Genomic DNA, 26,859 nt, shown 5'->3' on the forward strand with positions numbered 1-26,859 from the left:
CGAAGGCCGGAACCCGGTCCTCATACCCAGGCTGGCACACCCAAATGCCGAGAAAATTGGGCAGTTCAGCACTCGCGATGAGGTCAGTGCGCCGTCATCACGCCTGCGCTGTCAAATCTGACCGGTAAATGGAGGTGCCCAATTGCCTAAGGTTGCGCTGTGCCAATGCCGCCAGAACGGCCAGTTGGATGATGAGGGCGCAAGTTCAAGCAAGGTTCGAACCCCGCCCAGATACTGCAGCCATTCCGGCATTTCGACTATCGAGCAGATCAAGCATTTCGCGCCACCGCTGACCAACGGCTTCGGGCGAATACAGCGTCTTGATAGCCTGGCTGCCGGCTTTGGCGAGGCCTTCGCGCCAAGACCGATCCTGCGCCATCCTCTGCATCAAAGCGCCTGCAGCTACGGTATCTGGTTCGGCCCAGATCTGCCCTGCACCGTAAGGGTACTCTCCGGCCAGAACCGGACGCAGGCGGGCGGGCACCAGTGCGGCGTTGTCCCACTGCGTAAAGTCGAGATTGCCGGAGTGGGCCGTGACGATGACTGGCAGCTCCAGCGCCATGCATTCGGCAATGTTGCGCCCGAACCCTTCTGCACGATGCAGCGACAGAAAGCAGTCACAGGCCCGATAAAGATCAAGGATCGCGCCGCGCTCAAGCGACTTGTCAATCAGGAAAAGGCGAGGGTCTTGTGCAGCCCTCGCCTCAAGCGTCATCCACGCTTGCGAATCCTTGGCCCGTATCCCCTTGATCACGAGACCGACGGGTTCATCCCCACGCGGGAAGGCCCTGTCGAACGCCTCAAGACAGGCATCGGGATTCTTGCGTGCACTGAATGAAAGGGCATCATAGGCGAAGACAAACAGGAAACGGTCATCAGGCAGGCCAAAATCGGTACGGGTCAGCGAGTTTGTCTCGCCATAGGTAACGACCATCGGCACGTGCCGTACGGGCACCGGCGATGATCGCAAATAGGCATCGCGGGTGTAATGGGTGGACGCCCAGACTTCGTCGACCAGAGCGTATGCGTGCTGCCATGCCTCAGGAAATTCGGGCAGTTCCCATGGCCAGAAGCCAATCAACACCTGCCCGTCAAATGCCTGTCTGCCGAGGAGATTAACGATGCGGACCGTGTCCATGCCCGTCGCGCAGAAGACTGTATAGCGGTACGGCAAATCGTCCGAGATAAGCTGATCGAGACTGTGGTCATCATGACCCACCGGCGAACCGTGCGAGACGTCGCGAATGGTGAACGGTACGCCCGCAGCAACCAGAGCGCGGGCTGCCATACGCACATCTTCGCCAATACCAAACCGCCCTCGCGGATGGCCTACCAGATTTACGCCGAACGGCAGGTCAGGGTTGGGAGGGGGGCGCATCGCGCTTGCCAGGCCGATGCGAGGATGTGTCAGAAGCGGCCAGCGCGCTCCGCCATGCTCCCATAGCCATGTCCGAAATCCGGAATCGGCAGGGTCGGCAAATCGATCGGACAACTCTTGGTTTTCTTCCCAGATCCATCGGAGGATCAGATGTAGGCCAGACTCTTCCTCGATCGAGAGCAGAGCAACGGCCTGCTCTTCAGTGAGCAGCGAACACCAGTTATATTTTTTTACCGCCTCGAGAAAGAACCAGCGCAATACGCGATACTGTCCCTCCGGCTCATTCAAATCGGCAGTCGAGAACTCCTCGCGCAACGCCGCTTCCTGCATCAGCCAGTTCAGCGGCATTGGACCGCAGCGCGGCACGTGCGGAACAGGAGCAAGCCACGGCTGATATGCTTCGAGCGTAGCACGGTCAATTGTCCCGCCTGTCTCACTCAATCCATGAAACAAAAGCCAGAGCGAGAGGTTATGATACTCTTCTTCACGTTTCAGACTGAAAGCAGCCTGTAAATCGGGGCGCTCCGCTCTTAATCGCATGGCGATGTCAGGCGGTTGCAGACGAGGTGGTGTTGACCCCATCTTTCCAATCCGCATTATCCGACCAAGTAATTCCTTCACGTCACAAATCCTTCATCGCATGCGGTTGCATGAAGTCTTCGGCCGGGATTACACGCTCTAGACTCAATTCCAAATTCTGTTCCGGGCAATTCATTGCCAATATCGCAAGCGGAGGCAAGAAAGACCTTACCCACTCCAGAGCCGGGTTAACTGCAACTGAAAGGGACATTGGGGCCATTCTTATTTGTGCTTTGGGAAATTTGGCCAAAAGCGGCGCGCTCTGGCAATAGCGCGCGACCGCGCCCGACCGGGGAGAGCCCGCATGAGCAGGTCGAGGCCCAGCGCCTGCATGCCAGACCATGCGCGCTGCCATACACTGTTCGTGCGGTAATGCCGCAAGCGGACACAGTTCTGCCGTTGGCTTGCAGTCAGCCAGTCTGCGGGCACAAGCAAGCTTCCGGTCTGCAACCCTGCTGGCAGGTCAGCGCAATCAGGATCATCCGTGTCGCCTCGACACGAGCCGATGATTCCGACGATCGGCTTGGCCGGGGACGGCAGACTTTGTGGGTTCATGACTCGCCTGAACAGCCCTTCGATCATGATGGCCTGGGCTGAGAAATCATGAGTTGCCACTTTGGCCTGAGCATTGCGGCCCAGTATCTGGCGACGGGACGGATGCTCCACCAGTTCATCGAGCAATCCAGCCAACATCGGCATATTGCCGGGATCACACAATAGACCGGTGACGCCGTCCTCAATGATCTCGGGAATACCGCCAATCCGGCTGGCCACGACCGCAAGGCCGCTGGCCAGTGCCTCCATGATGGAGACCGGCTGGTTCTCGCTCCAGACCGACGGCAAGACCAGAATATCCGCTTCTGCATAGATCCGCGGCATGTCGTCTGGCGCGACGCGGCCTGCAAACTGGACCTCGTCCATCCCTGCGCGCATCGCCTGCTCGTGCAGGGCATCTTTGTCAGGCCCCACCCCGACCAGCGTCAGCTGTACCTGCGATCGCCTTTCCATTGCGGCAACTGCATCGATCAAGCCAGCCACGCCCTTGTGAGCGCCCAGATAGCCAACGTACAGTATGCGAACCGGCGTAGCTGTGCCGCGAATAGTCCCGGCAAAGGGGGTGGCATCCATGCCATTCGGGATCACGTTCATGCGATCCGCCGGAAGGCCCCAAGCCACATAGCGTTCGGCCAGAAAGCGACTGGGCGAAACGAACGCTGCCACCGATGCCAGCGACAACTCGATGGCATCCTTGCGCAACCGCATCGGCAGATTGATGATCCCCGGCTCCTTGCTGACCGGCAGGCAGGTACGACACTGCTTCGTGTCATCACACTGGCGGCCATCGGGGCGCATGAGTGTGTTGCGAAGGCAAATGCCCCAGTAATCATGCAACGTCACCACGGTCGGTATGCCTAATGTGCTGGCAATTGCGGGTAACCTGACAGAGAGCCCCATCAGATTATGAGCATGCACGACGTCGGGCTGGAATTCGGCCAGCACGGCAGTGAGATGGCTGTCGACGCCATCATGAACAAGATTTTGCCATGCCGGATCGAAATCACGCGGATCCATGCCGATCCGGTGTATCGTGATGCCATCCATCACATCATCCAGCCGTTTCCCACGCAGGATCGGCCCGCCAAGATCACCGGCAAACACCCGCACTTCATGACCTTGCCGGGCGAGGGAGAGAGCCAAATTGTGGGCAACGAGCTCTGCCCCGCCAATGAAGCGCGGGGGGTAGACATTGGTGGCAACCAGAATGCGCAGCGGTCCTGTTCGGGGTCCCTGCGCGGTCTGGATCGGCGAGGTGTTCACCTCTTCACCGCAGCGGCAATTTCCTCGGCAAAAGCATCATTGTTGAATGCGAGGCAATACTTGTATCCCGCTACACAGGTATCGAAATGATACCGCTCTTGATAATTGCAAGGCGCACAAGCGGGATGATTTGCAACGATAACCGGATTTGCGCCCGGATGGACGATGTTTTCGCGCATGTCACGGCTGAGAACCAGTACGAAGTCATCCCGCAAAAACTGGGCGAGATGGGAAGTAAAACTGTCGGTGGTGAGCAATTTTTTAGAGTATCGAACCAGCCGGAAAGTGTCCAAAAGATCGTCGATATGTTGGGGTTTTAGATCACCTTTTTCAAAGTCGGCGCGCCATGCGCTATCGTTCTGGACATAACATTCAAGGCGATCATCTCCCAACCGCTTGTTAACACTGGCAAGAACTTGCGGCGGGATGGTCTGGAATGACTTCCCAGCGGGAAAGCTCACGTTATGGCAATATGCTTCACGCGTGTTCTCAGGCGTAGCGTTGTCAACATATGCGCCGAAAATCTGACGGATTCTGACGAAAGACCGCTTCATCTGCGTCATGAATTGTATGGGGTAGACTTTGTGATGCAGTGCCAGGGGCTGCCAGACGCGATAGCCCACGTAGGAAGGCGTCGCCTGAGTCCAATTCTGTCTACCGAACAATACGAATTCGGAAACCCTGAGCCTTGTCCGCTTTTCGAACGACAAGTCCGCTCCGTCGCGCGGAAAAGTCTTTTGCCGGTCGAGCGCTTCGACCCAGTTCATCCGCCAGTCTCGGCCGATGTAGGTATTGCGCCACTCGCGCCAGGTCTCGGGTGGCAGTGGCGAATAAATGGGGCTGGCCGGATTCTGGGGCGCGCCGCGCCGCACCTCCAGCCCGAATCCGCCAAACAGGCGTTCAGCCAGATTGGCCAAAATCGGCTGAACATGGATAACGCAGCCCGGCGCGCAGACGTCCACACCCATATCAAGCAAGGCAAAAAGGCCGGCCCAGATCATCAGGTTGTCGCCAAGGCCCACATTGGAAAGATCGATGGTTCGTAGCCGACGTTCAGGCAAAAGGCGCACGGACCCGGCATTCTTCGCCAAATAGAAGGGCGCTGCCAGCGCGCGCACGGCTTTGTGAGCAATGCGTAACGACTTCTGGCGAGGCGGCTTTACAGGGACCGCGCTGGGCAGCACTGGCAGACGCGGCTCTGGAAAGTTCGGACGGTGCAGGCTCATCAGGCGGCGGCCAAGAAGGTCGATCAGGATGTTCATGCTGCCGACATCCGCCACTTTTTCTGCCGGACTGAGCGGTGTGCCTGTTTCAATGTCGGAAAACAGCTTTGCCCATGCCGTATCGAGATTGTCGGAAATGATGTCGGCAACAACAGAGCGGGCCTCCTCGCCCAGCTTTCGCCGACGAGCAGGATTCAGGAGGAGCCCAGCGACCTCATTCGCCAGTTCGGCGATTTGCCCTTGTGGCACAACGATGCAACCCTTGCCGGCGCGCAGATATTCGATCTGCGGCAGGTCGAACATCACAGTGGGCACTCCGTGTGACCACACTTCCCCCAGCACCATGGGATAACCTTCGAAATCCGAAGTCATGATGTGCACCGAGGCCTGTTCGATGTACCGTTGCACCTCGGTGGTGTAGCCAATGAAGTGGATTTGCGAGCGGACATTGAGTGCTTCGGCATATTCCTGCGCCCAAGCAAGATCAGGGCCGCCACCCACAATCAGGAGGCGCGCATCTGGCACCTGCTGGAGCAGCAGTGGAAACATCTTGAGAAGTTGATCTACTCGCTTCTGATGGCGCTCAACCCGCGCAATCCAGACAATGGTTTTGTCGTCAAGCGGGGCCAACTTGTCAGGCAGGCGATCAAACGTCAGCGGATTGTGGATCATCCGCGCAGAAACGTTCCACCGCTCGAACCACACCCGGTCAACTTCGCTAAGCACCACCATGGCGTCCGCATGCTTGTAGGCAAGGAAGCGCAGGTAGGAGACTGCGAGGTCGTCAACGTTGTTGATGCCCGCATCGAAGCAGTTATGCCAGCCAACTACTGTCGCTATGCCAAGGCTCTTGGCAACAAGCACATCCCAGACCGTCGAGAACTCGTACCATTGGTTGGTAATGAAGATATCCACATTCTCGCGTACGAGGATGTCGGCCAGTGCACGACCACGTAAAGGATAGTGCTGGTTGAACATCATGCGTTCGGGCAAAACGAAACGCTGGATGTCTTTTCCGTAGTCGTAATCGTTGACCGGATCAGGCTCCTGATCCGTCAGCAAGATGACGCGGTACCCCATCCTAGTCCACATCTGAACCTGTCTGGCGGTCACCCGTTCAGTGCCGCCATTGTTCATTTTCCAATAATAGATTGCGATAGTCCGAATCTTGCGACGCACAGGCTGCGCAAAAGCATCGGCCTTCAGTCGCTTGAAAAAATCGATGTCGTTGAAGTACTTGGCACTCGCCCCGATGACAAAATCCAGATCGGCCTGCTCCTGCTTTGCCAGACCAACGTCGGGCAGCGGTGCGATATCATCACCGCCAGTGGTGCTTTTGAAAGAGCCTTGGCGTGACCGGTACTCAGCCGAGTTCTGAATTTCCCCCAGCACCCAGAGCGGAGTTGCCCCTTTACGCAGTGCTTCGATGTAACCCTGCGAACCGTTCGCATCAGGCTCTCGGCCGAGCAACGACCGATAGAGTCCCGCGACATAGTCGTCGGGCGAAAATTTCACGTTCCCTGCCTTCACTTTATCTACCTTTTCTGGGCTCAGGCGCAGCAGCAGCCAACGACGCCTGTCGGCGAATTTTCTTCCCCGCCAGTATGTCGCCAACAAATTGATCGAGAGCGCCACCGGTGAACAGATGCCCTGCAATGCCGGCAGCTACACCTGCATCAATATCGCTTTGACGATCGCCAATTATGAAGCTTGTCGCCAAATCGGCAGGGAAACGCGCGAGAGCCTTGAGCAGCATCCCGGGGCGCGGTTTGCGATCCTCGTGATCGGCACGATACCGTTCAATCGCCGCTTCTGGATGAAATGGGCAAAAATAAAAGGCATCGATATGTCCGCCAGCGCGCGCAACCTCGTTCGCCATCCAGCTATGCAGCGTTTCGACGTCCTGTTCGGTATAGAGCCCGCGCGCAATTCCAGACTGGTTCGTGACCACGACACTGCGATAGCCATGCTCCCGTACCATTGCCAGTGCAGCAAGCGCTCCATCGATCCACTCGATTTGATCGGGCCGGTAGGGGTAACCCGTGTCCCGGTTGAGAACACCATCTCTGTCGAACAGGGCTAATGGACGGACGAGTGTAGCGTCAACCATCGGCAGTCGGCGCCGTCATGCGTGAAATCAGGCGCGATGATGACTGCCCCGGCGTCAGATCGGCGAGCAGCACTCGTCCGTCGCGCGCAAGGACTTGATCGGCACCTACAACGGTGTCCACGGTATAATCCGCGCCCTTGACCAACAAATCCGGCTGCAACGCAGTGATTAGTTCCAAAGGCGTATCTTCGTCAAACAGTGTGACAAGATCAACTCCCTTGATCGAGCCTATCACCTGGGCACGAGCCACCTCATTTTGAACCGGGCGATTGCTGCCCTTCAACCTCTGTACCGACGCGTCAGTATTCAGGGCAACGACAAGCCTGTCACAAGCACCACTCGCTTGATGAATAAGCGAAATGTGGCCAGGATGAATCAAATCAAAGCAGCCATTTGCAAAGCCGATGGTTAATCCTTGCGCCGTCCACCGGCGGCAAGTTTCGATCGCTTCTGCGCGTGACACCAATGCACCGTCAATGCTGAGATGACCTTCTGCCTTGGCCTTGGCCTCGATCACTTCGTCGAAGGTCACCGTTGCCGTACCCGCTTTGCCGACGACTACCCCTGCCGCATCGTTTGCAAAGCGAATCGCCGTCTCGATCGGCTCATCACAGGCAAGCATCACCGCAAGCGCGGCGACGACTGTGTCGCCTGCGCCCGACACGTCGAACACCTCAAGCGCGCGCGCAGGAAAGTGCAACACCTCTCCAGACATGGGGTAGTACGACATACCCTTCTCCGAGCGGGTCAGCAGTACTGCCGAACCGCAAACAGCCTGAACGCTGGAAATGGCTGCCTGCGCCTCGTGATCTGTCTCGCAGGAGAGGCCCGTCGCTGCAACAAGCTCACCTCGATTGGGCGTTATGATCGTGGCACCGCAGTAGCCAGCAAGATTACGACGCTTCGGATCGACGATAACCGGCTTGTCCAACGCTTTTGCATGGGCAATGACGGCTGCAAGCAAGGTGTCGGTCAGCACTCCTTTGCCGTAATCGGACAGCACAACAACGTCAGCTTTTGCTATTGCTGCCGTGGCTCGCGTAACAAGATCCTGCTCGATCACGGCCGAAAGCGGGTGCAAATCCTCAAAATCAATGCGAACGACCTGCTGACCAGCCATGATCCGTTGCTTGCGGATGGTGCGGCGGGAACTATCTACAACCAACCCTCCCTGATCGTCATAGCCACGTGCAGCCAACACATCGATCAGATCCCTTCCATCGCTGCCAATGACCCCGACGATGTCTACTTGTGCACCGAATGCCAGAACATTTGCCGCAACATTTGCAGCACCCCCAGGCACGTGGCGTTGGTCACGCGCGCGCACCACTGGAACGGGCGCTTCGGGTGAAATGCGCTCGATCACGCCATCGAGGTAGACGTCGAGCATAAGGTCACCGATGACGGCTACTCGCGCTTTGGCAAACCTGTCAGTTATTGCGTCACTCATGCTTTGGGCACCTCGTTGGGCCGGGACGCGGGCAATCCGTCCTCCGAAAAAACGGGACCCAGGCCCGATACGATATGGTAGAGCGAACTGGCGGGCACTGGTCCGTTTTCAAAGCGACCGGTCGAGGCATCGCAGCGCTCGTGCCACAGCCCCTGCACCGGCACGTCCAGATAGCGTTGCAGCCAGGCCATTGCCGGGCCGGCCGGGCCAACCCCGCTGTCCGGTTGCACCAGACAGGCACGGAGCCATTCCGTCACCACCCAGATGCGGCATGTTGCATCACTGACGACTGGAGGGCCTGCCGCAGGAATTTGCAGGGCACCGAAAGGCAGACCTACCGCACCGAAACCGCTAGCTCGCACAGTTTCCGCCAGTGCGGTAGGAATCCCGTCCGTACTTTCGACAGTAATGCCAAGACGCCGCGCTTCACCCAGCAGCCAAATCCATTCAAAATGATGCCCCGGTTCGAAGGTTGGGCGATCAGGAGCGGCTAGGAGTTGCCACCCGTCGCCGAAAAACTCGAACAGGGCGCCGTTATTGCTGTCGTAGAAGTGCTTCTCGAAAAGGTTGATGAGATCGCGCGCTGCCAGAAAGAAGATTGGGTCGCGCACCAGTGGGACCCACGCGAGGCACGCTTCTAGTAAATGCATATGGGGGTTTTGCCGACGGGGCAGGACCGGCGGCAAAGACTCAAGGTAGCCGCCGGCCGAATGGGACATTTCGCCGGCAATCAATTGAAGCACTTCACGCGCCTCATCTATCAGCGTGCTATCCCCTGTCAGCCGGTATGCAGCGGCCAAGGCAAACACAACGAAAGCGTGATCGTAAAGATCGCGAGTCTCGTCGAGCGGCACCCCTGCTAGCGTGGTGGAGCGAACAAACCCACCATGCGGATGGCGCAGACGGGTAAACAAATAGTCCAGACCGTGAAACACAACTGCTCGAGCATCGGGGACATGCCAACCAGCCATCTCGGCAAATACAAAGATCTGCCTCGCACAGACGCGCAGTCGCTTAAAATCGCACGCGTTTCTTGCGTCGTGGAAAGAGAGTTGGTCGAAAAAGCCTCCGCCATGACGATCTACTGATCGATCAAGCCACAAGGATGCAGCAGGCCCAACCAGCCATGCACGCAAAGCCTCGGAACCAGCGCTGACGTCGATCTTGCGAGCCTCAAAAGTGACCATTCGCTTCTTCAAATTATGATCCATGGCGATTGGCCATTGCCACACTTGTGCGGATTGAGCGTAGCTCAGACCCTTCCAAATCCGACACAATACTTAAGCGGCTGGTGACAAACCTATGATCTGCAACGCAGATCGTACAAATCTATAAGTCAAAAAGAAACTATGCTGACGAACTTTGCTTGTCAACCGAACTGCTCCTTTACATCGGCGCTGAACGCCTTTGCCGTATCCGGCCGGAAAGGCTGCCTACGCCCCGTCTGCCCAGTGTGAGTTTTGCAAAGCCAGTGGCGAGCGATGAACTGTTTAGCAAATGCGACGATATTGTGGCGGTGGAGCAAGCGTCGTGATCGGCCCGGCGTTTCGCGTCGAGGTCAATCAACGATCGTGGATGCGGTCCCACAGCATCCGCGCCGCACGCTGAAAGCCATCGGGGTTCTGCACCGTTTCGCGCAGGATCGCGCCGAAATCGTGCCAGATCGTCCCGCGGTCATCGAGGCTGCGATACACGCTCCAGAACGCATCCATCCCGATCGCGCGGGGCATGTTCCACGCGCCGTGATAACCGAAACAGGCGCGCGGATCGCCCGTGCGCTCGGCCGCAAACTGGTCTGCGATGGCCTTGGAAGCAAAGCGCATTCCCATGCTTTCCAGCCACGGGCGATTGGTGCGGCCAATCGCCACGTCTTCCGGGTGATGCGCGTCAAACGCCTCGTCACGGCACATGTCCAGCAAGCGGCGGCTGCGCAACGAGAACCCGCCATTGCCCACATCGTGCCCATCGCCGAACTGCGGCCAACTTGCGCCGACATAGTCGTAGTCCAGAAACGCCGGCCGCCAGCTTTCTGCGTTGACGACGTGGCCATCCCATTGCGTCACGAGGCAGTGGGACGTTCCGATATGGTCCGGCAGGGTTGCCAGCAGAAACGCGGAGTAGGCCTTCGACGATGTCAGCCGATCGATCAGCACGATTTCGATCCTGTCATCATCAAGTTGCAACCGGACATCGGTGAACAGCTTCACCGCGCCGAAGTCCGCCTGCGCCATGGACGTTGTCAGCGCCTGCACCGTGGCAGCGACGTTGATCGAAGTGACGGCGCACAGTGTGACATCGGGGAGAGCAAGCCGCATGATCTTCAATCCCCGGCGCGCACAGAAAACAACTCGCTGTACCGGCTCAGTTGCGGGTGGTGGAAAGGATCGACGTCCTTTGTGAAATCGCCTGTGCCCCACAGCGCCTTGAGCGCTTCCAGTTCGGCGGCAAAGCGGGCCGCGCCCTCCGGATCGCGATCAAACCCGCGTGATACCGATTCATGGTGGATCAGTCTTGCGCGCGGCTCGTACAGTGATTGCCACCCGCGCGCATTCAGCCGCATGCAGAAATCGACATCGTTGAAGGCAACGGCAAAGCGTTCCTCATCCAACCCGCCCACAGCCTCGAAGCGGGACCGCCGCACGACAAGGCAGGCTGCTGTCACGGCGGAAACAAACTGCGGCAACGCGTGCCGCCGGAAATAGCCAAGGTCGTCCGGCCGCAGAAACCGATGCGCATGCGCAGCGCCGCCGCAAATGCCCAGCACGACGCCGGCGTGCTGGATGCGGCCATCGGGATAAAGCAACTGCGCGCCGACTGCGCCTACCTCGGGGCGCAGAGCCTGCTGCACCATCGCCGTGAGCCAGCCCGGATCGACAATTTCAATGTCGTTGTTGAGCAGGCACAGCACCTCTCCCTCCGCAATCTGCGCAGCGCGGTTGTTGAGGCGCGAGAAGTTGAAGGCACCATCGTCACGCAGGACGCGAAAACGCCGGCTATCGAGGCCCGCAAGCCATTCCAGCGTTGCCGGATCGTCACTGCCGTTGTCGACGATGACAACCTCGAAATCGGGGTAGTCGGTCCGTTCCAGCCCGCCGATGCACGTGCTCAGCAGGTCCAGCCGGTTGCGCGTCGGCACGATTACGGTCACTTTCGGAACAGGCACTTTCGGCAATGCCGCTGATTCACTCACCAGCCTGCCGTGGTCGACCGCATCCTTGCGCTCTTGTCGGTGATGCAGGACATGAGGAATACGCTCCGGCAGCGCGCCCGGTGAGGCCAGAGCTGCGGCCAGCAAGCGTTCCGCCCAACCCGCACCTGCCTCGGCGGCACGCGAAGTTTCGGCAGCATCGACGCGGACCATGCAGGCACCTGTCAGGTAGTCGAAATGGCAGTGTAGTTCGGCATTCCACGAGGGCTTGAAATGCGGCGAATGGCGCCGCCCATGCCGATCCATCAGATCGTCGTCGGCATAAAGTACAGTCGCACAGGTCGTGCTTGCTGCCCTGCGATAAACAGAGATGGCATTTGCATGCAGCCGATCGCCTGCACGCAACGGCATGATCCAGGGATCCCCGCTCCAGTCGATGCAATTCACCACATCGTTCAGCGATCCATCCCGAATCGCATATGCGCAGGCCCCCTGTTCCATCGCGCACTGCACGGTATTTGAATCGCCCTCGCCTGCCTCGAGCAGAACAACTATCTGCACCGAAGCGGACCGATCCACAGGCGGGGCGGGTTCGTCCAACAGCCACAATCGATAGGCCTGTGGCGTGGCGCCCAGCATAGCCGCAAACCGTGTCCTGGCGCGCAGACGCTTGCCCAGGATGTACCACCACGCTGCTGCCAGCCACGCCGCAGGGTCCCGGCGCGCGGCATTCAGGTGAGCGATGATTTTCAACCCGAAACCGTTCATCGCCTGTGGCAACCCTTGCCGTCCCTTGCTGTGGAATGCTGTGCCATAGTCGTTAGCAGCTTCATCGTCTTGCGAAAGTGCCAAGCTGCAGATGACCTCGCCGCACCGCTATTGCAGCACCGGCGAAGATGGTGCTACCGGCTCCGGTCAGATCTGGTAACGCCAACCGAGTACCCCCTGCAATGCAAATGAAGTTCATTGCCAACATATGCCTACTTGCAGGGCTTGCCGGGTGCGCTTCCCTTCCGACCAGCGGTCCGACGGGCAAGCAGATCGAGCAGAGCCTGCGCCTTCCCGATGGCAAGCTGCCGATCCAGATCATCGAAGTCGGCTCGCTCGACGAAGTGCCGACGGCGCGGCCAGTGGCTGCAACCGGCAACCTGCCCGATCTTGCGGCACCGCCAACCGATATGGTCGGGCCGGGCGACGTGCTGGACATCAGCATCTACGAAGCCGGGGTCACCCTGTTTTCGTCGGGCGGTGGCGGAGCCGAAAACGCGATGGTCGGCGTTAACCCCGGCGTGCAGGTGCAAAAGCTCCCGCCCAGCCGCGTCGATGACAATGGCGACATCACCATCCCTTACGGCGGAAAGCTGCGCGTTCTGGGTCGCACCGTCGGTGAAGTCGAGGGGCAGATCCAGCGTGCCCTGCGTGGCCTGTCGCAGAACCCCAAAGTGCTGGTCACGCTCAGCGAGTCCATTACCAATTCTGTTATTGTCAGTGGCGAAGTTAACCGCCCTGGCAGGTTGGTGCTGCAGACCAATCACGAGACGCTGTCAGACGTTGTCGCGCTTGCCGGGGGCTATCGCGGCAATGCGCGCGATCTCATCCTGCGGGTCATTCGCCAGAGCCGCACTGTCGATATCCGCTTCAATGCACTGATCGACAATCCGGGGTTTGACGTGCCGGCCTATCCCGGTGATCGGTTCATGCTCATCCAAGCGCCACAATCCTATTCAGTGCTCGGCGCGCCCGGAAAGGTGGAACAGTTCGGCTTCTCGCGCTCGAGCGTGTCCCTGGCAGAAGCGATGGCTTCGGCAGGCGGAGTCAGCGCCGGGTCCGGCGATCCCGCTGCCATTTTCCTGTTCCGTTACGTCAAGAATGAAGCCGGCGCCGATACGCCGGTGGTCTATCACGTTAACATGATGAAGGCAGGCTCCTACCTCCTCGCCCAGCGCTTTGCCATGCAGGATCAGGATGTGCTGTATATCGGCAATGCCACTGCGAACCAGCCGAGCAAGCTGCTCAACCTTGTCAGCCAGCTGTTCACGCCACTGGTGACAGTGACCGCGGCAGTCCAGACCTTGCAGAATTGAGCCTCGCCATAGCCGGGCTGTTCACAGCCAGCGTCAGCCGGGCACGACGACCAGACAATCGCCGGATGTTCCCAGATCGAGGTCCTTGAAGGATCGCGCCAACCCGCACTCAGCGGGCTGAAGCTGTACGCCACCCACATCCACGCCGTGTAAAAGCGGGATCACGAGGCATGGGCCCTGATGATCCGTGGTCGCAAGGTCCGGCGACGCGGCGGTCAGCAGTTGCACCGAGAAGTACTTACCGTTGGCCAATGCACAGCTTTCCTGGCCGGCTACATGCAACCGCAGCGCCGCGTCATGCGGCCCCCCCTTCGCCACTTGCAGCCCTTGTTCCAGATGCAGTTCGCGCGGGCGGCCATAGTCATATAGCCGATAGGTGATGTCGCTGTTCTGCTGGATCTCGATGAGGCTAACGCCCGCGCCGATCGCATGAACGGTTCCGGCCGGAATGTAGAAGAAATCCCCGCGCTGCACCGGAAACCATTCCATCAGCTGCTCGATGCTGCCATCGAGCGCCGCTGCGCGCATGGCCTCGCTGTCGATCTCCTGCTTGAAACCGATGCCCAGCGCAGCGCCCGGCTCGGCATCGATCACCAGCCAGCATTCCTCCTTGCCACGATCACTTTCGCCCAGTGCCTTGGCTTGCGCATCATCGGGATGAACCTGCACCGAAAGCTTCTCGCTGGTGAAGATGTATTTCACCAGAATATCGGGCATTTCCGGCGGCGGAACAAACCACACTTCACCGATGCGCTTGCCCTCCGGCACGTCGAACTGGGGGGGAAGGACATCCTTGCCCCACGGCTTTTCGACGATCTTCGTGGGCAGGCGAGTCACTGGTTGGCGGCTCCTGAAAGCTTCCCCACATTCTGCGCGCCCGCTGTGGTGCAGACCAGCACTTCGTTGCCATCCACCACCACGATCAGGTCCGATGCACCGACGACCGATACGCGCGGCCCATCGCTGACCACCAGCACGTTGCTGCAATCCTTGAGCTCGGCCGCGCCGTTCACGGCATTGCCTGCATCGTCACGCTCCAGCGCTTCATGCAGGGCCTGCCAGTTGCCGATGTCCGACCATGCCATGACCGCCGGGACCATTGCTGCGCGGTCGGTGTTTTCCATCACGGCATAGTCCACCGATTCGCTCGGCACGCTGGCAAAGGCTGCAGCGTCGGGATGGAAGCGCTGGCCATCGCTGGTCCCGGCGGCGACAGACGCGCGCACCGCATCGAGAATAAGCGGCCGGTGGCGCCCAAGCTCGTCAAGGAACGTGCCTGCGCGAAATGCGAATATCCCGCCATTCCACGCATACTCACCGCTCGACAGGAATTCCATGGCGCGCGCCAGATCGGGCTTTTCGACAAAGCGCTCGACCCGGAACGCGCCGTCTTCGCCAATCGCCGAACCCTGTTTCAGATAGCCAAAGCCGGTTTCGGGTGCCGTCGGAGCGATCCCGAACGAGACCAGCCAACCTTGCGCCGCCAGTGCCGCTGCCTGCTTTGCTGCGGCGCGAAACGCATCGCAATCGCCGATATGGTGATCGCTCGGGCACACCAGCATCACCGCGTCCTCGGGCAGGGACAGCGCGGCAAGCGCAATGGCTGCGGCCGTATTGCGGCCTTCGGGCTCCACAATGATCCGGGTGTTTGCGCGATCGGGCAACTGCTCTTCGACATGGGCAAGATGCGCCGCACCGGTCACTACCGTGGGCGCAGCAAAGCCGTCATCACGACTGCAACGAAGCACAGTGGCGGTGAACAGCGTGGTATCACCAACAAGCGGCAGAAACGGTTTGGGCTTTTGCTTGCGTGATCGCGGCCACAGCCTGGTCCCACTTCCCCCGCAGAGCACAACAGGAACAATGTCGATCATCTTCAGCCCGAATGAGAGTTTCTGTGACAGACCGCAGCACAAGAATGCTGCATATGCGAAATTGCGATACGCACTAGGGGATTTCTTGCATCAAGGCCAGCAACTCCGATATGGATTGAGTTGCAAAGCCCACTGCGCTATCCGAAATTCCATAGGGAACAAGCAGTTGTTCTTCGATTAGCAGCGCACCGCAGGTGTAGACCACGTTCGGAACATAGCCAAATCGGTCCCCATCAGTGGCGGTCAGGATGGGTTTGACGGACCGCGCGATTACCTTTGACGGATCATCCCGGTCAAGCAGCGCACATCCCACGGCATAGCGCCGCATCGCGCCGACCCCGTGCGTCAAAAGAAGCCAGCCCTCATCAGTCAGGATCGGGCTGCCGCAATTGCCGATCTGCACGAATTCCCACGGGAATTCGGGCTCCATCAGCAACACGCCTTCGTCGTCCCAATGTTCTAGGCTGTTCGAGCGCAGCAGATAGAGGTTCTTGCCGTCCTGCCGCCCGACCATGCAGTATTGCCCGTCGATCTTTTGCGGGAACAGCGCCATGCCTTTGTTGCGCGCTGCGCGGCCCGCAATAGGTTCGAGAACGATGCGCCGGAAATCGCGCGTGCGCAGCAGTTCGGACCGGATCGATGAGCCTGAATAGGCGGTGTAGGTGCCGATCCACTCATAATCGCCATCGCCGTGATCGAAGCGGACGAGGCGCAAATCCTCCAGCCCGCCCGCCTGCTTTTCGGTAATCGGGAAGATCACGCTATTGGTCAGCGTGCTGTTGGCATGGCGGTGCACAGTGACTGCACATTCCCCGTTGCGGCAGGCTGCCGCACTGTCATCCGGCAACATCGAGGTGGCGAAATGGCTTTGCGGCCATAAATCGAAGCTGCCGTCCGGCTTGGCAATGCCTTCGCGAAACACGATGGAACTGATGTGCCCTTCACCCACCGCGCGCAGGCTCATGACAAAGCGCACTGCACCGTCGTTCATGCCCGACTGGTCGGGATGAGGCACGATGCTCGGGTTCATCAGCGCCGCTGCGGCATAAGTGTATTCGTGGCAGAAATACGCCCCGATCAGCCGCTTGCGGGCCAGCGAAATCGGTGTTGCGTGCAATTCCAGCATGTCTTCGATTTCGTCATAGCGCTCTTCGAACAGTTGCTCGGTCTGCCAGTGGCGCTCGGCAAAGTCGCGCAGCACTTCGGCGTACTCGGTTGCGGCCTGCGCTTCGGACAAGCCGATGACATCTGCCACCAGCTTGGCTGCGCGGGCACGATCGCCGCCCATGCCCTGCCAGCCTAGATGAAAGGGACGAAGCACCAACCGCGATGGGTCGGCATGCAATCTCAGATCAAGCACCCGCAAGGTTATGCGCACCCTTGCTGTTCAAGGTTTTCGACATGCCGTTTTCTCCCGTTGTGGCAACACCGCCTTCGGGTGCCCCATGCCCTTGAACGTGACGCGCACCGGTTTCCTTTCGCAGGCTGCACAACGAATAGTGCGCCAGCTGAAACGCGAGGATCGATTCCGCCCCGCAATTGAGGTTGACGCCTTGCGGGTTCACCCCGTCGCGGCATCGTCCGCTGGCAAAGTCAGCGAGCACTTCGCCGCGATCATTGCTGCCCAGGAACCACCGATAGGCCATCTCGGCATGGCGCAACCACGCTTCATCACCCGTTGCCGCCCAAGCCGCTGCGCTTGCCTCGACCGCCGCCCAGGCTTCGACCGGCTGCTGGTCAAACGGCATCGTTTCACCAGGCTTGCCGAATGTGTCCGATCCGACCGGGCGGAAATGTCCATGGGCCGAACGCTGTTGCTCGGCCAGGAATCCAAGGCTTTCAAGCCCGCAGCGCAGCCATGTGTCATCCCCCGTCACGCCGGAAGCCGCGATCAGGGCCTGCGGGATGCGTGCATTGTCGTATCCCAGCCCGGTTTCGAACCAGCACCAGTCAGAACGGCGCGATGCTTCATGCAACCGGCACAATTCGGCTCCACCCAGCGCCAGCGCCATACGTGCGCCCTCGTGCCCCGGATTGGCCTTCAACGCCTCGGTGCAGCCCAGCATCACGAAAGCAATCGTGCGCGGCGATCGCAGCGCTGCCACCGATGGCAGGGCAATGTCGAACCACTGTGCCGCCCAGGCCTGCAACCCATCGTCGGGCGCCGTGTTCATCGCGCAGCCCAAGGCCCAGATTGCCCGGCCGTTGCTGTCTTCTGACCCGATGCTTTCGCACCACGTGCGTTCATAATTCATGAAATTGCGGAATGCGCCCACATCGGGGTTCCAGGCATATTGTATGAACGATGCATAGACCGTCGCCCAGCGCTGCCGCTCGGCCAAGGGCACGGCATCGGCAGTGCCCATCAGCATCAGCGCGCGCACATTGTCATCAAGGCAATAGCCGTGCCGCCGGTCGGGGATCGTGCCGATCGCGTGCTGCAACATGCCTGTGGCATCGGACATCGCGGCAACGCCAGCAAATCCAGGCGTCGCCAGCAGCGGCATCGGCCGTACCGGCCTTGCCACAACGCTGTCCACCAGCGCCTGCGTGGCGGCAGCAAAGCGCGGCCAGATCGTCTCACGGCCCTTTTCCCAAGCACGCCACTGCATCGCGTGAAGGCCTCTGGGATCATCGAACAAGCCGTTCACCGCATGGGCGATCTGTTCCGCACAGTGCGGCTCCACCAGTATGCCGATGCCATCGCCCAGCAGTTCGCGGGCATGGACATAGGGCGTGGAAACCACCGCTTTGCCCAGCGCTACGGCATAGCTCAACGTCCCTGAGGTCGATTGCTGCAGGTTGTGGTACGGCGTCAGATAGACGTCGCAGGCTTCCAGCTGGTCCAGCAGTTCGTCATTGTCCAGAAAGCGGTTGTCCCACTCCACATGGCCTGCAACGCCAAGCCTGTCGGCAAGGTGTGCCAGCCCTTCGCGGTACTGCTCGCCCTGGCTTGCCAGCAGGTTCGGATGCGTCGCACCGACAATGCGGTAAAGCACATCGGGGTGGCGCTCGACAATCGCCGGAAGCGCTTCGATCACCGTCTCCAGTCCCTTGCCGGGGCCGAGCAATCCAAACGTCATCATGACCTTGCGCCCGGCCAAGCCAGCGCGCGCTTTGAAGTCCTCGCCGCGCCCAAAGGGCCGGTCCGGAGCGCCGTGCGGTATCACCGAAATCCGCTTGGGATCGACCTCGTGCACGTCCTGCAGCAGCCATGCGGCGTGCTGTGACATCACCATCACCCGCGAGGCCCGGCGCAGAAGTTGCTCGATCACGGCGCGCTGCTCGGGCGAAGGCTCGGCCAGCACGGTGTGCAACGTCACGATCAGCGGCGCGGCGACACGGTTGACCAGTTCGAGGACCATGGATCCAGCCTTGCCACCAAAAATCCCGTATTCGTGTTGCAGCCAGACGGCATCGACCGCATCGTCGTTGATGGTTCGCGCAGCGGCAACGTAGTCTTCGACTCGGTCTGCGCAGATCGTGCTGCGCACGTCCTCATAGACCAGCCCTGCTCTGCCATCATCGATCACATGCATGTCGATCGCCAAAGCGGCGCCAGATGCACCTAGCTGCACATAGATGTCGGTTGTGAAGGTTGCGATGCCACACTTGCGCGGCCTGAACCCGCCAATCAGCGCAAGGCGCCGAACGCCTTTTGCCCTGGGGTGGCTGCGAAAGGAGAGGACGTCGCCGGGAAGCGCGCTGACAAATCCGGACGTATCGTTGCTGGCAATCATGGACAGTGGTCTTCCAAAAGGCAGGCCTCGCCGCGATGGCGAAACCCTTGACCGTCACTGACCAAACGCTGATGGCCCCGCCCGGTTGCAAACCTTTTGCAACGGGCAGTCGATTTTGTCGCGGGATCTACCGCAAAATCAGGAAAAGCCATTGTTTCATGGCCTTAATTTCCTGAGTTCTTACGGCGCAAACCAGCGCTGTTCCCACCCATAGTCGGAAACCACCGGATTGCCAGCAGCATCGGTGGCGGGCCGGAAGCGGAAGCGATCGCGCGCCAGCTTGCAGGTGATGGCGTCGGCCTCGGGCACCCCGCTCGCCCGCCAGACCTTGCAGGCCGAAACGCGGCCATCGGTGCCCACCGTAAGCAAAATCACCACCCTTTTGCCAATCCGAGCATCGCGGCTGGCGGCGGGGTAATCGCGGGTGGAGCGGATATCGCCTGCGATCTTTTCGGCCTTGCGAGTCAGGCCGCCACCCGACCCGTTGCCGCTTGCGCCGCTGCCAGTGCCCATCCCTTGGCCACCGCCACCCGTGCCCTGCCCTTGCGCAGCCGCACCGGATTGCTGGGCGTTGCCGGTGGAGGCGACTGGTGGGGCGGGCATCTTCTTGGCCGGAACGCGCGCCTTTGCCACGACTGGCTTGGCGACGGCCTTCTTCCCTTCCTCGCCCGAGGCCCCCGCGGGTTCTGGCGTGGTCGGGCTGGGCGTGGGCGTCGGCTTTTCCAGCGGTACGTCGAAAGTCTGCACCGTATAGCGCTCTTCCGCGCCGAATGGCATGACCGGCACCCCGCCAAACCCATGCACCACGCCCCACAGCACCATCAGATGCAGGACCACCGCCAATGCGGTCGCGGCAAAGCGGTTGCGGCCTGACCCGGTCTGGTCGGTATAGCGCTGCGAATCGGATAGTCCCTCGTCCACAGCCTGCACATAGCGCAGATTGGCGGCCATCGGCTTTAGGGGATTGGTCTACCCCGGACGGATCAGGATTCGAGCAGGCTGTCCCGCCGCGCAAGGCTCACCAGTCGGAGGCCGTGCGCCGCCGCCTGCTCCACCGCCAGCGTCGATGCGGCGGAAACCGTCGCCAGCAGGGGGACGCCTGCAATCACGGCCTTCTGCACCAGTTCAAAGCTGCACCGCGCGGTCAGCAGCACGAAGTGTTCCGCCTGATCAAGCCCCGCCCGCGCGGCTGCGCCCAGCAGCTTGTCGAAGGCATTGTGCCGCCCCACGTCCTCACGCACCAGCAGGATCGTGCCATCGGGCGCGCAGAGCGCCGCCGCATGGGCCGCGCGGGTTTCCCGCCCCAGCACCTGCTGATCGCCCAGCGCGTCCACCGCCCGGAACAGCGCCGCGCTCTCAACCTCCAACTTCGCGGTGACGGGCGACAAAGGCCGCATCACCTGCTCAAGGCTCTCGATCCCGCACAGCCCGCAACTGCCCTCGGCCAGCCGCAGCCGCGCGCGTTCCAGCAGCGGCCCCGCGCCCGAAGCGGCCAATTGCACCCGCAGCATCCATCCGCCTGCCTCAACCAGTGCGGCGTCGGCGGACAGGAACTCGCCGGCTGAGGCAATCAGCTGTTCGGAAAGGCAGAATCCTAGCGCATAGTCGTGCAGATCGGTCGGCGTCGCCATCATCACGGCATAGCCCAATCCGTTGATCTCGATGGCAACCGGCGCTTCTTCGGCCAGCGCACGGGTTATGTCCTGCGCGGGGCGGCCATCGGCAAAATGCTCCTGAAACCCGAAAGGACGCGCGCCTTCAACCGGCATCGGAGCCGTGAACTGCAGGATCGGTTGCGCGCGTCTGCGGCGGGGGGATGCGACCTGCGGCAATGCGCGCCATTGCCTCTGCCGCCACCGGTTCAAGCGCCGTAACACCATCCGCCAGCAACTGGTCGATCATGCGCGGCGTCCAGAACGCAACGATGTGATCGGCCACAGAAGCCACCGGTGCTTCATCATGCACCATGTTCCGCGCGATCTGGTTGGCCATATAGGCCAGCTTTTCCGCCGTCTGCCCGCTCATTCGGCAGGCTCCATCGCGGTACCTGCGATACGGCGCGAGCGCGTGGCCTGCGCTTCGTAGTCTTCCTGCCATTCGGTCGGCCCGTTGCTGGGCGTGATCTGCACGGCGGTTACTTTGTATTCGGGGCAGTTTGTGGCCCAATCGGAATAGTCGGTGGTGACGACATTGGCCTGCGTGGCCGGATGGTGGAACGTGGTGTAGACCACGCCCGGCGCCACGCGATCGGTCACCGTTGCGCGCAAGGTCGTCTCGCCCGATCGGCTGGCCAGCTTCACCCAATCACCCGATTTCAGGCCGCGGTTCTCGGCATCGGTCGGGTGGATTTCCAGCAGGTCTTCCTCATGCCAGATCACATTTGCCGTGCGCCGAGTCTGCGCGCCGACATTGTACTGGCTGAGGATACGGCCCGTGGTCAGCAGCAGCGGGAAACGCGGCCCGGTGCGTTCGTCGGTGGGCACATAGTCCGTCACCACGAACTTGCCCTTGCCGCGCACGAAACCGTCGATGTGCATGATTGGGCTACCATCGGGCGCAGCATCGGTTACCGGCCACTGCAGCGACCCCTCGGCATCAAGCCGCTTGTAATTCACACCTGCAAAGGTGGGCGTCAAGCGCGCGATTTCGTCCATGATCTCGCTGGGATGCGTGTAGTTCCAGTCCAGCCCCACAGCGCGCGCCAGTTCCTGCGTGACTTCCCAGTCTTCATACCCGTTGAGCGGCTCCATCACCTTGCGCACCGGCTGGATGCGGCGTTCGGCATTGGTGAACGTGCCGTTCTTTTCAAGGAAGGTCGATCCGGGCAGGAACACGTGCGCGTAGTTGGCGGTCTCGTTCAGGAACAGGTCGTGGACGATCACGCATTCCATTGCGGCAAGGCCCGCCATGACGTGCTTGGTATCCGGGTCTGACTGCAGAATGTCTTCGCCCTGAATGTAGATCGCCTTGAATTCCCCATCTGTGGCGGCATCAAGCATGTTGGGGATGCGCAGGCCCGGTTCGGGATCGATGGGCACACCCCATTCCGCCTCGAACAGCGCGCGCGTGGCCGCATCAGACACGTGGCGGTAGCCGGAAAGTTCATGCGGGAAGCTGCCCATATCGCAGGCACCCTGCACATTGTTCTGCCCGCGCAAGGGATTCACGCCCACGCCACGCCGCCCGATATTGCCGGTGACCATTGCGAGATTGGCAATCGCCATCACGGTTGAGGAGCCTTGGCTGTGTTCGGTCACGCCCAGCCCGTAGTAAATCGCTCCGTTGCCACCCGTGGCGAACAACCGCGCCGCGCCGCAAATGGCCTCCGCGTCAACGCCGATCACAGGGCTGAGGAATTCCGGGCTGTTGCGCTCTGCCGAGACGAACTCGGCCCAGTGCTGGTACTCGTCCCAATCGCAGCGTTCGCGGATGAAGGCCTCGTCGGCCAGACCTTCGGTCACGATCACATGGGCCAGCGCCGTCAGGATCGCCACGTTGGTGCCGGGGCGCAGCGGTAGATGAAAATCCGCCTCGATATGCGGCGAACGCACAAGGTCGGTGCGGCGCGGATCGATCACGATCAGCTTTGCGCCCTTGCGGAGGCGGCGCTTCATGCGGCTCGCAAACACGGGGTGCCCATCGGTCGGGTTCGCCCCGATCACCAGCATCACATCGCTGTCTTCAACGCTGTCAAAGTCCTGCGTACCCGCCGAGGTGCCGAAGGTGGTCTTGAGGCCGTAGCCGGTGGGCGAATGGCATACCCGCGCGCAAGTATCGACATTGTTGGTCCCGAACCCTGCCCGGATCAGCTTCTGGACAAGAAAGCCTTCCTCGTTGGTGCAGCGGCTCGAAACGATCCCGCCCAGCGCGTTGCGGCCATACTTGTCGCGAATGCGGTTGATCTCGCGCGCGGTGTACGACAGCGCCTCCTCCCACGAAACCTCGCGCCAAGGCTGGTCGATGCTCTCACGGATCATCGGCGAAAGCACCCGCTCCTGATGCTGGGCATAGCCCCAGGCGAAGCGGCCCTTGACGCAGGAATGGCCGCGATTGGCCTTGCCGTCCTTCCACGGCACCATGCGCACCACCTGTTCGCCGCGCATCTCGGCACGGAAAGTGCAGCCGACGCCGCAATAGGCGCAAGTGGTTATGACCGCGCGTTCGGGCTTGCCGATCTCCTTGACCGCCTTTTCCTGCAAGGTCGCAGTCGGGCAGGCCTGCACGCAAGCGCCGCAGGAAACGCATTCGGACGAAAGAAAGCTGTCCGGTGTCAGCCCCGCCGAAACCTTCGAATCAAACCCGCGCCCATCAATGGTCAGCGCCAGAGTGCCCTGCACTTCATCGCAGGCCCGCACGCAGCGTGAGCAGACGATGCACTTGCTGGGGTCGAAGTCGAAATAGGGGTTCGAAATGTCGGGCATCTCGCCCAGATGGTTTTCGCCCTCATAGCCATATCGCACATCGCGCAGGCCCACGGCGGCGGCCTGATCCTGCAACTCGCAATCGTTGTTGGCGCTGCAGGTGAGGCAATCGAGCGGGTGATCGGAGATGTAGAGTTCCATCACACCCTTGCGCAGCTTCTGCAGCTTGGGCGTCTGGGTGTGGACCTGCATCCCTTCAGCCACCGGAGTGGTGCAACTGGCGGGCGTGCCGCGCATTCCGTCAATCTCGACAAGGCACAGGCGGCACGATCCGAACTGCTTGAGGTTGTCGGTCGCACACAGCTTGGGGATCGAACCGCCGGTCAGCGCGGCGGCGCGCATGACTGTGGTGCCTGCTGGAACGGTGACTTCGCGCCCGTCGATGGAGCAGGTTACTTGCGTGTCCGAACGGACCTCCGGGGTGCCGAAATCAGCCTGACGTTCATAGCCCATGTGATCGCCTCTCCGCAGACTCAAGGTCCGCCGGTGTATTGATATTATCAGGAATCGTGTCGAAGCGCACGGCCCGCGCGCCAAGGCTTTCCGCAAAGGCACGCATCGAATGGCGTCCCTCGCTGGTCAGCATCGCGTCCAGCATGGCCGAAGCGCTGGCGGGCCATAGACCGATCACCGGCTGGCTCTCGCAATAGGCAGGTGCGGGCTGCAATTGCGCAACAAGATCGCTGCCCAGCCCGACGCTATCGACCGAACAGGTCAGCACATGCGTGTAACCCGCATCGCGCGCGTGGTGCAGCGCAGCGGCGATTCCGCCCAGCGGCCCCATATCGGCGCGCGGCCAATCGGGCATGGTGGGCGCTGGTGCAGTTTCGCGTCCGATGACCACCACGGCATCACAGTGGCCTTCCAGTGCCCCCACCGCCCGCGCCAACAGCGTGCGCCCGCCAAGCTCGGCCAGCGCCTTGTCACTGCCGAAACGGGTGGACCGGCCACCGGCAAGGACGGCACCGAGGATCACTCCGCCGCCTCTTTGGCTGCATCTGCCCCGAAATCCTCAGGGAAGTTCCGCAGCGCTGACAGCACGGGATAGGGCGTGAAGCCGCCCAGCGCGCAGAGCGAGCCGAACTTCATCGTCTCGCACAAGTCTTCGAGCAGCGTGATCTCATCAGCCAGCGAGCGTTCCACCTTGCGGGCATTGTGCATCTGGGGAAGCGCTTCAACCCGGTCCGGCTGACGCCCACCCTTCGCCCGGATGCGATCGATCAGTTCCACCCCGCGCGTCGAGCCGATCCGGCAAGGCGTGCATTTTCCGCACGATTCCACCGCGCAGAATTCCATCGCGAACCGCGCCTGTGCGCTCATGTCCACGGTATCGTCGAACACGGTCAGCCCGGCGTGGCCGATCAGGCCATCGTTGGCAGCGAAGGTCTCGTAATCGAACGGCAGGTGGAATTCGGCGGGCGTGTGATAGGCCCCCAGTGGCCCGCCCACCTGCACCGCACGCACCGGACGGCCCGATGCCGTGCCGCCGCCCACGGTCATCACCAGTTCGCCCAGCGTGACGCCAAAGCCCACTTCGAACAGCCCGCCATGCTTGATGTTGCCCGCAAGCTGGATCGGCATGGTGCCCTTTGACCGACCATATCCGACCTGCGCATAGGCCGCTGCGCCGTTGGCCATGATCCACGGCACGGCTGCCAGCGTCAGCACATTGTTGACCACGGTCGGCTTGCCGAAGAGGCCTTCGAGCGCAGGCAGAGGCGGCTTGGCCCGCACTTCACCGCGCTTGCCCTCAAGGCTGTTGAGCAGCGAGGTTTCCTCGCCACAGACATAGGCCCCCGCACCCACGCGCACTTCCAGTTCGAACGGGGCGACCAGCTGCGCGCAGGCCCGCACTGCCGCTTCCATCTTGGCAATCGCATGCGGATATTCGCTGCGGATATAAACATAGCCCCGGTGCGCACCCACCGCGAGCGCGGCAATCGCCATGCCCTCGATCAGCATGAAGGGATCGCCCTCCATCACCATGCGGTCGGCAAAAGTGGCGCTGTCGCCCTCGTCGGCATTGCAGACGATGTACTTTTGGGTCCCCGCAGCCTTGGCCACGGTGGTCCACTTGATCCCCGCCGGGAACCCTGCACCGCCCCGCCCACGCAGGCCGGATTCGGTGACTTGCGCGATGGTCGCCTCGGGACCGAGTTCGCGTGCCTTGGCCAGCCCGTGCCAGCCACCGTGCGCGGCGTAGTCGTCAAGGCTCAATGCCTGAGTCTTGCCCGCGCGGGCGAAGGTAAAGCGCTGCTGCTTGGCAATGAAGGGGTGGTCTTCGATGCGGCCGATGGCCTTGGCGCTGGCCCCGGCCAGCACCGCCGCAACGTCAGAAGGCTCCAGCGGGCCGAAGCCTTCGCCATCGATCTCTACAAGCGGCTCAAGCCAGTGCATGCCCCACGAAGACACCCGCTCCACCGTGCAGCCAGCCGCCACAAAGGCCGCCGCCACCTCATCGGCACCACAGGCCAGCGCCAACGCGTCGTCACTGATCCGCACCCCAATCGCGTTATTCGGAGTCATGCCAGCGCCTCCACCAGCGCGCCCAGCTTGGCTGCATCCAACCGCGCGTGAACCTTGCTGCCGACCATTGCATTGGGGCCGACCGAACACAGGCCGAGGCAGTAGACCGTTTCAATCTTCACCCGGTGATTCTCCGCCAATCCCGCCGCCAGCGCCTCAACCCCGCGCGCCTGACACGCCTCGGCCCGGCATAGCTTGAGCACTGGCTTTGCTTCCGGTTCGGCGTGGAAATCGTGGTAGAAGCTGACTACCCCATGCACTTCGGCGCGGCTGAGGTTCAGCGCCAGCGCAATCGCCCGCACCGCCTCTTCCGAAACGTGACCGTATTCGGCCTGCACATCATGCAAAATCGGCAGCAGTGGCCCTTCACGCCCGGCGTGGGCGGCGATGATCTGGTTCAACCTCTCCATGACGGGCAGAATACTCCGATGTTCTTTTGTAAGCAACACATACAAATATGCCGCCGACCCTATCGCCCCTGTCCTGACCCAAAGGGCAGGCAATGACC

20 protein-coding genes are annotated in these 26,859 nt (G+C 61.0%); 1 reads left to right on the forward strand and 19 read right to left on the reverse strand.

Annotation, left to right across the window (positions count from 1 at the left end):
• Positions 1-205: 205 nt before the first annotated feature.
• The 8 genes from Q8R81_RS01745 to Q8R81_RS01780 form a co-directional block, all read right to left on the reverse strand.
• Positions 206-1,999: a glycosyltransferase gene (locus Q8R81_RS01745; protein WP_305615572.1), complete on the reverse strand. Its 1,794-nt coding sequence runs from the start codon at positions 1,997-1,999 to the stop codon at positions 206-208.
• 180 nt (positions 2,000-2,179) lie between these two features.
• Positions 2,180-3,775, reverse strand: a complete 1,596-nt coding sequence (locus Q8R81_RS01750; RefSeq protein WP_305615574.1) for a glycosyltransferase family 4 protein — start codon at positions 3,773-3,775, stop codon at positions 2,180-2,182.
• Entirely contained in the window at positions 3,772-6,633 is a 2,862-nt protein-coding gene (locus tag Q8R81_RS01755; protein WP_305615576.1) for a glycosyltransferase, read from the reverse strand. Before Q8R81_RS01755 ends, Q8R81_RS01750 begins: the two co-directional genes overlap by 4 nt.
• Complete coding sequence (locus Q8R81_RS18320) at positions 6,530-7,108, reverse strand: D-glycero-alpha-D-manno-heptose-1,7-bisphosphate 7-phosphatase (protein WP_371135285.1); 579 nt, start codon at positions 7,106-7,108, stop codon at positions 6,530-6,532. The genes Q8R81_RS01755 and Q8R81_RS18320 overlap by 104 nt, the downstream gene beginning before the upstream one ends.
• Complete coding sequence (rfaE1, locus tag Q8R81_RS01765) at positions 7,101-8,558, reverse strand: D-glycero-beta-D-manno-heptose-7-phosphate kinase (protein ID WP_305615580.1); 1,458 nt, start codon at positions 8,556-8,558, stop codon at positions 7,101-7,103. The genes Q8R81_RS18320 and rfaE1 overlap by 8 nt, the downstream gene beginning before the upstream one ends.
• Complete coding sequence (locus Q8R81_RS01770) at positions 8,555-9,745, reverse strand: AGE family epimerase/isomerase (RefSeq protein ID WP_305615582.1); 1,191 nt, start codon at positions 9,743-9,745, stop codon at positions 8,555-8,557. The genes rfaE1 and Q8R81_RS01770 overlap by 4 nt, the downstream gene beginning before the upstream one ends.
• A gap of 375 nt (positions 9,746-10,120) precedes the next feature.
• A complete protein-coding gene (locus Q8R81_RS01775; protein ID WP_305615584.1) occupies positions 10,121-10,873 on the reverse strand; it encodes a DUF5672 family protein in 753 nt (250 codons plus the stop codon).
• 5 nt (positions 10,874-10,878) lie between these two features.
• Positions 10,879-12,558 carry a glycosyltransferase family 2 protein gene (locus tag Q8R81_RS01780; RefSeq protein ID WP_305615586.1) on the reverse strand — a complete coding sequence of 560 codons (1,680 nt, stop codon included), beginning with the start codon at positions 12,556-12,558 and terminating at the stop codon, positions 10,879-10,881.
• A gap of 98 nt (positions 12,559-12,656) precedes the next feature.
• Here Q8R81_RS01780 and Q8R81_RS01785 point away from each other — a divergent pair, with 98 nt between their 5' ends.
• Positions 12,657-13,790 carry a polysaccharide biosynthesis/export family protein gene (locus Q8R81_RS01785; protein WP_305615588.1) on the forward strand — a complete coding sequence of 378 codons (1,134 nt, stop codon included), beginning with the start codon at positions 12,657-12,659 and terminating at the stop codon, positions 13,788-13,790.
• A gap of 33 nt (positions 13,791-13,823) precedes the next feature.
• Here Q8R81_RS01785 and Q8R81_RS01790 read toward each other — a convergent pair whose 3' ends face one another.
• From Q8R81_RS01790 to Q8R81_RS01840, 11 genes are all read right to left on the reverse strand, one after another.
• Complete coding sequence (locus Q8R81_RS01790; protein WP_305615590.1) at positions 13,824-14,627, reverse strand: class I mannose-6-phosphate isomerase; 804 nt, start codon at positions 14,625-14,627, stop codon at positions 13,824-13,826.
• A complete protein-coding gene (locus Q8R81_RS01795) occupies positions 14,624-15,664 on the reverse strand; it encodes a mannose-1-phosphate guanylyltransferase (protein ID WP_305615592.1) in 1,041 nt (346 codons plus the stop codon). The genes Q8R81_RS01790 and Q8R81_RS01795 overlap by 4 nt, the downstream gene beginning before the upstream one ends.
• Positions 15,665-15,737: 73 nt before the next feature.
• Complete coding sequence (locus Q8R81_RS01800; protein WP_305615594.1) at positions 15,738-16,952, reverse strand: glycoside hydrolase family 130 protein; 1,215 nt, start codon at positions 16,950-16,952, stop codon at positions 15,738-15,740.
• A gap of 64 nt (positions 16,953-17,016) precedes the next feature.
• Entirely contained in the window at positions 17,017-19,404 is a 2,388-nt protein-coding gene (locus Q8R81_RS01805) for a glycosyltransferase family 4 protein (RefSeq protein ID WP_305615596.1), read from the reverse strand.
• A gap of 180 nt (positions 19,405-19,584) precedes the next feature.
• Complete coding sequence (locus Q8R81_RS01810) at positions 19,585-20,355, reverse strand: energy transducer TonB (RefSeq protein ID WP_305615597.1); 771 nt, start codon at positions 20,353-20,355, stop codon at positions 19,585-19,587.
• A 32-nt stretch (positions 20,356-20,387) separates the two neighbouring features.
• A complete protein-coding gene (gene fdhD, locus Q8R81_RS01815) occupies positions 20,388-21,173 on the reverse strand; it encodes a formate dehydrogenase accessory sulfurtransferase FdhD (protein WP_305615599.1) in 786 nt (261 codons plus the stop codon).
• On the reverse strand, positions 21,163-21,429 hold the full coding sequence (locus Q8R81_RS01820; RefSeq protein WP_305615601.1) for a formate dehydrogenase subunit delta: 267 nt from the start codon (positions 21,427-21,429) through the stop codon (positions 21,163-21,165). The genes fdhD and Q8R81_RS01820 overlap by 11 nt, the downstream gene beginning before the upstream one ends.
• Positions 21,426-24,278, reverse strand: a complete 2,853-nt coding sequence (gene fdhF, locus Q8R81_RS01825; RefSeq protein ID WP_305615603.1) for a formate dehydrogenase subunit alpha — start codon at positions 24,276-24,278, stop codon at positions 21,426-21,428. The genes Q8R81_RS01820 and fdhF overlap by 4 nt, the downstream gene beginning before the upstream one ends.
• Complete coding sequence (locus Q8R81_RS01830; protein ID WP_305615605.1) at positions 24,268-24,801, reverse strand: molybdenum cofactor guanylyltransferase; 534 nt, start codon at positions 24,799-24,801, stop codon at positions 24,268-24,270. Before Q8R81_RS01830 ends, fdhF begins: the two co-directional genes overlap by 11 nt.
• Positions 24,798-26,351, reverse strand: a complete 1,554-nt coding sequence (locus Q8R81_RS01835) for an NADH-ubiquinone oxidoreductase-F iron-sulfur binding region domain-containing protein (RefSeq protein ID WP_305615607.1) — start codon at positions 26,349-26,351, stop codon at positions 24,798-24,800. The genes Q8R81_RS01830 and Q8R81_RS01835 overlap by 4 nt, the downstream gene beginning before the upstream one ends.
• Positions 26,348-26,761, reverse strand: coding sequence for an NAD(P)H-dependent oxidoreductase subunit E (locus Q8R81_RS01840; protein WP_305615609.1), 414 nt, complete (start codon positions 26,759-26,761; stop codon positions 26,348-26,350). The genes Q8R81_RS01835 and Q8R81_RS01840 overlap by 4 nt, the downstream gene beginning before the upstream one ends.
• Positions 26,762-26,859 lie beyond the last annotated feature (98 nt).

The organism is Novosphingobium sp. (genome assembly GCF_030696665.1).
GTDB lineage: Bacteria > Pseudomonadota > Alphaproteobacteria > Sphingomonadales > Sphingomonadaceae > Novosphingobium.

Bases quoted from the DNA above. Each gene is read 5' to 3' on its own strand.
- Q8R81_RS18320 (WP_371135285.1), bottom strand. From the start codon at position 7,108: ATGGTTGACGCTACACTCGTCCGTCCATTAGCCCTGTTCGACAGAGAT.
- rfaE1 (WP_305615580.1), bottom strand. From the start codon at position 8,558: ATGAGTGACGCAATAACTGACAGGTTTGCCAAAGCGCGAGTAGCCGTC.
- Q8R81_RS01770 (WP_305615582.1), bottom strand. From the start codon at position 9,745: ATGGTCACTTTTGAGGCTCGCAAGATCGACGTCAGCGCTGGTTCCGAG.
- Q8R81_RS01775 (WP_305615584.1), bottom strand. From the start codon at position 10,873: ATGCGGCTTGCTCTCCCCGATGTCACACTGTGCGCCGTCACTTCGATC.
- Q8R81_RS01785 (WP_305615588.1), top strand. From the start codon at position 12,657: ATGCAAATGAAGTTCATTGCCAACATATGCCTACTTGCAGGGCTTGCC.
- Q8R81_RS01795 (WP_305615592.1), bottom strand. From the start codon at position 15,664: ATGATCGACATTGTTCCTGTTGTGCTCTGCGGGGGAAGTGGGACCAGG.
- Q8R81_RS01800 (WP_305615594.1), bottom strand. From the start codon at position 16,952: ATGGGCGGCGATCGTGCCCGCGCAGCCAAGCTGGTGGCAGATGTCATC.
- Q8R81_RS01805 (WP_305615596.1), bottom strand. From the start codon at position 19,404: ATGATTGCCAGCAACGATACGTCCGGATTTGTCAGCGCGCTTCCCGGC.
- Q8R81_RS01810 (WP_305615597.1), bottom strand. From the start codon at position 20,355: ATGGCCGCCAATCTGCGCTATGTGCAGGCTGTGGACGAGGGACTATCC.
- fdhD (WP_305615599.1), bottom strand. From the start codon at position 21,173: ATGCCGGTTGAAGGCGCGCGTCCTTTCGGGTTTCAGGAGCATTTTGCC.
- Q8R81_RS01820 (WP_305615601.1), bottom strand. From the start codon at position 21,429: ATGAGCGGGCAGACGGCGGAAAAGCTGGCCTATATGGCCAACCAGATC.
- fdhF (WP_305615603.1), bottom strand. From the start codon at position 24,278: ATGGGCTATGAACGTCAGGCTGATTTCGGCACCCCGGAGGTCCGTTCG.
- Q8R81_RS01835 (WP_305615607.1), bottom strand. From the start codon at position 26,351: ATGACTCCGAATAACGCGATTGGGGTGCGGATCAGTGACGACGCGTTG.
- Q8R81_RS01840 (WP_305615609.1), bottom strand. From the start codon at position 26,761: ATGGAGAGGTTGAACCAGATCATCGCCGCCCACGCCGGGCGTGAAGGG.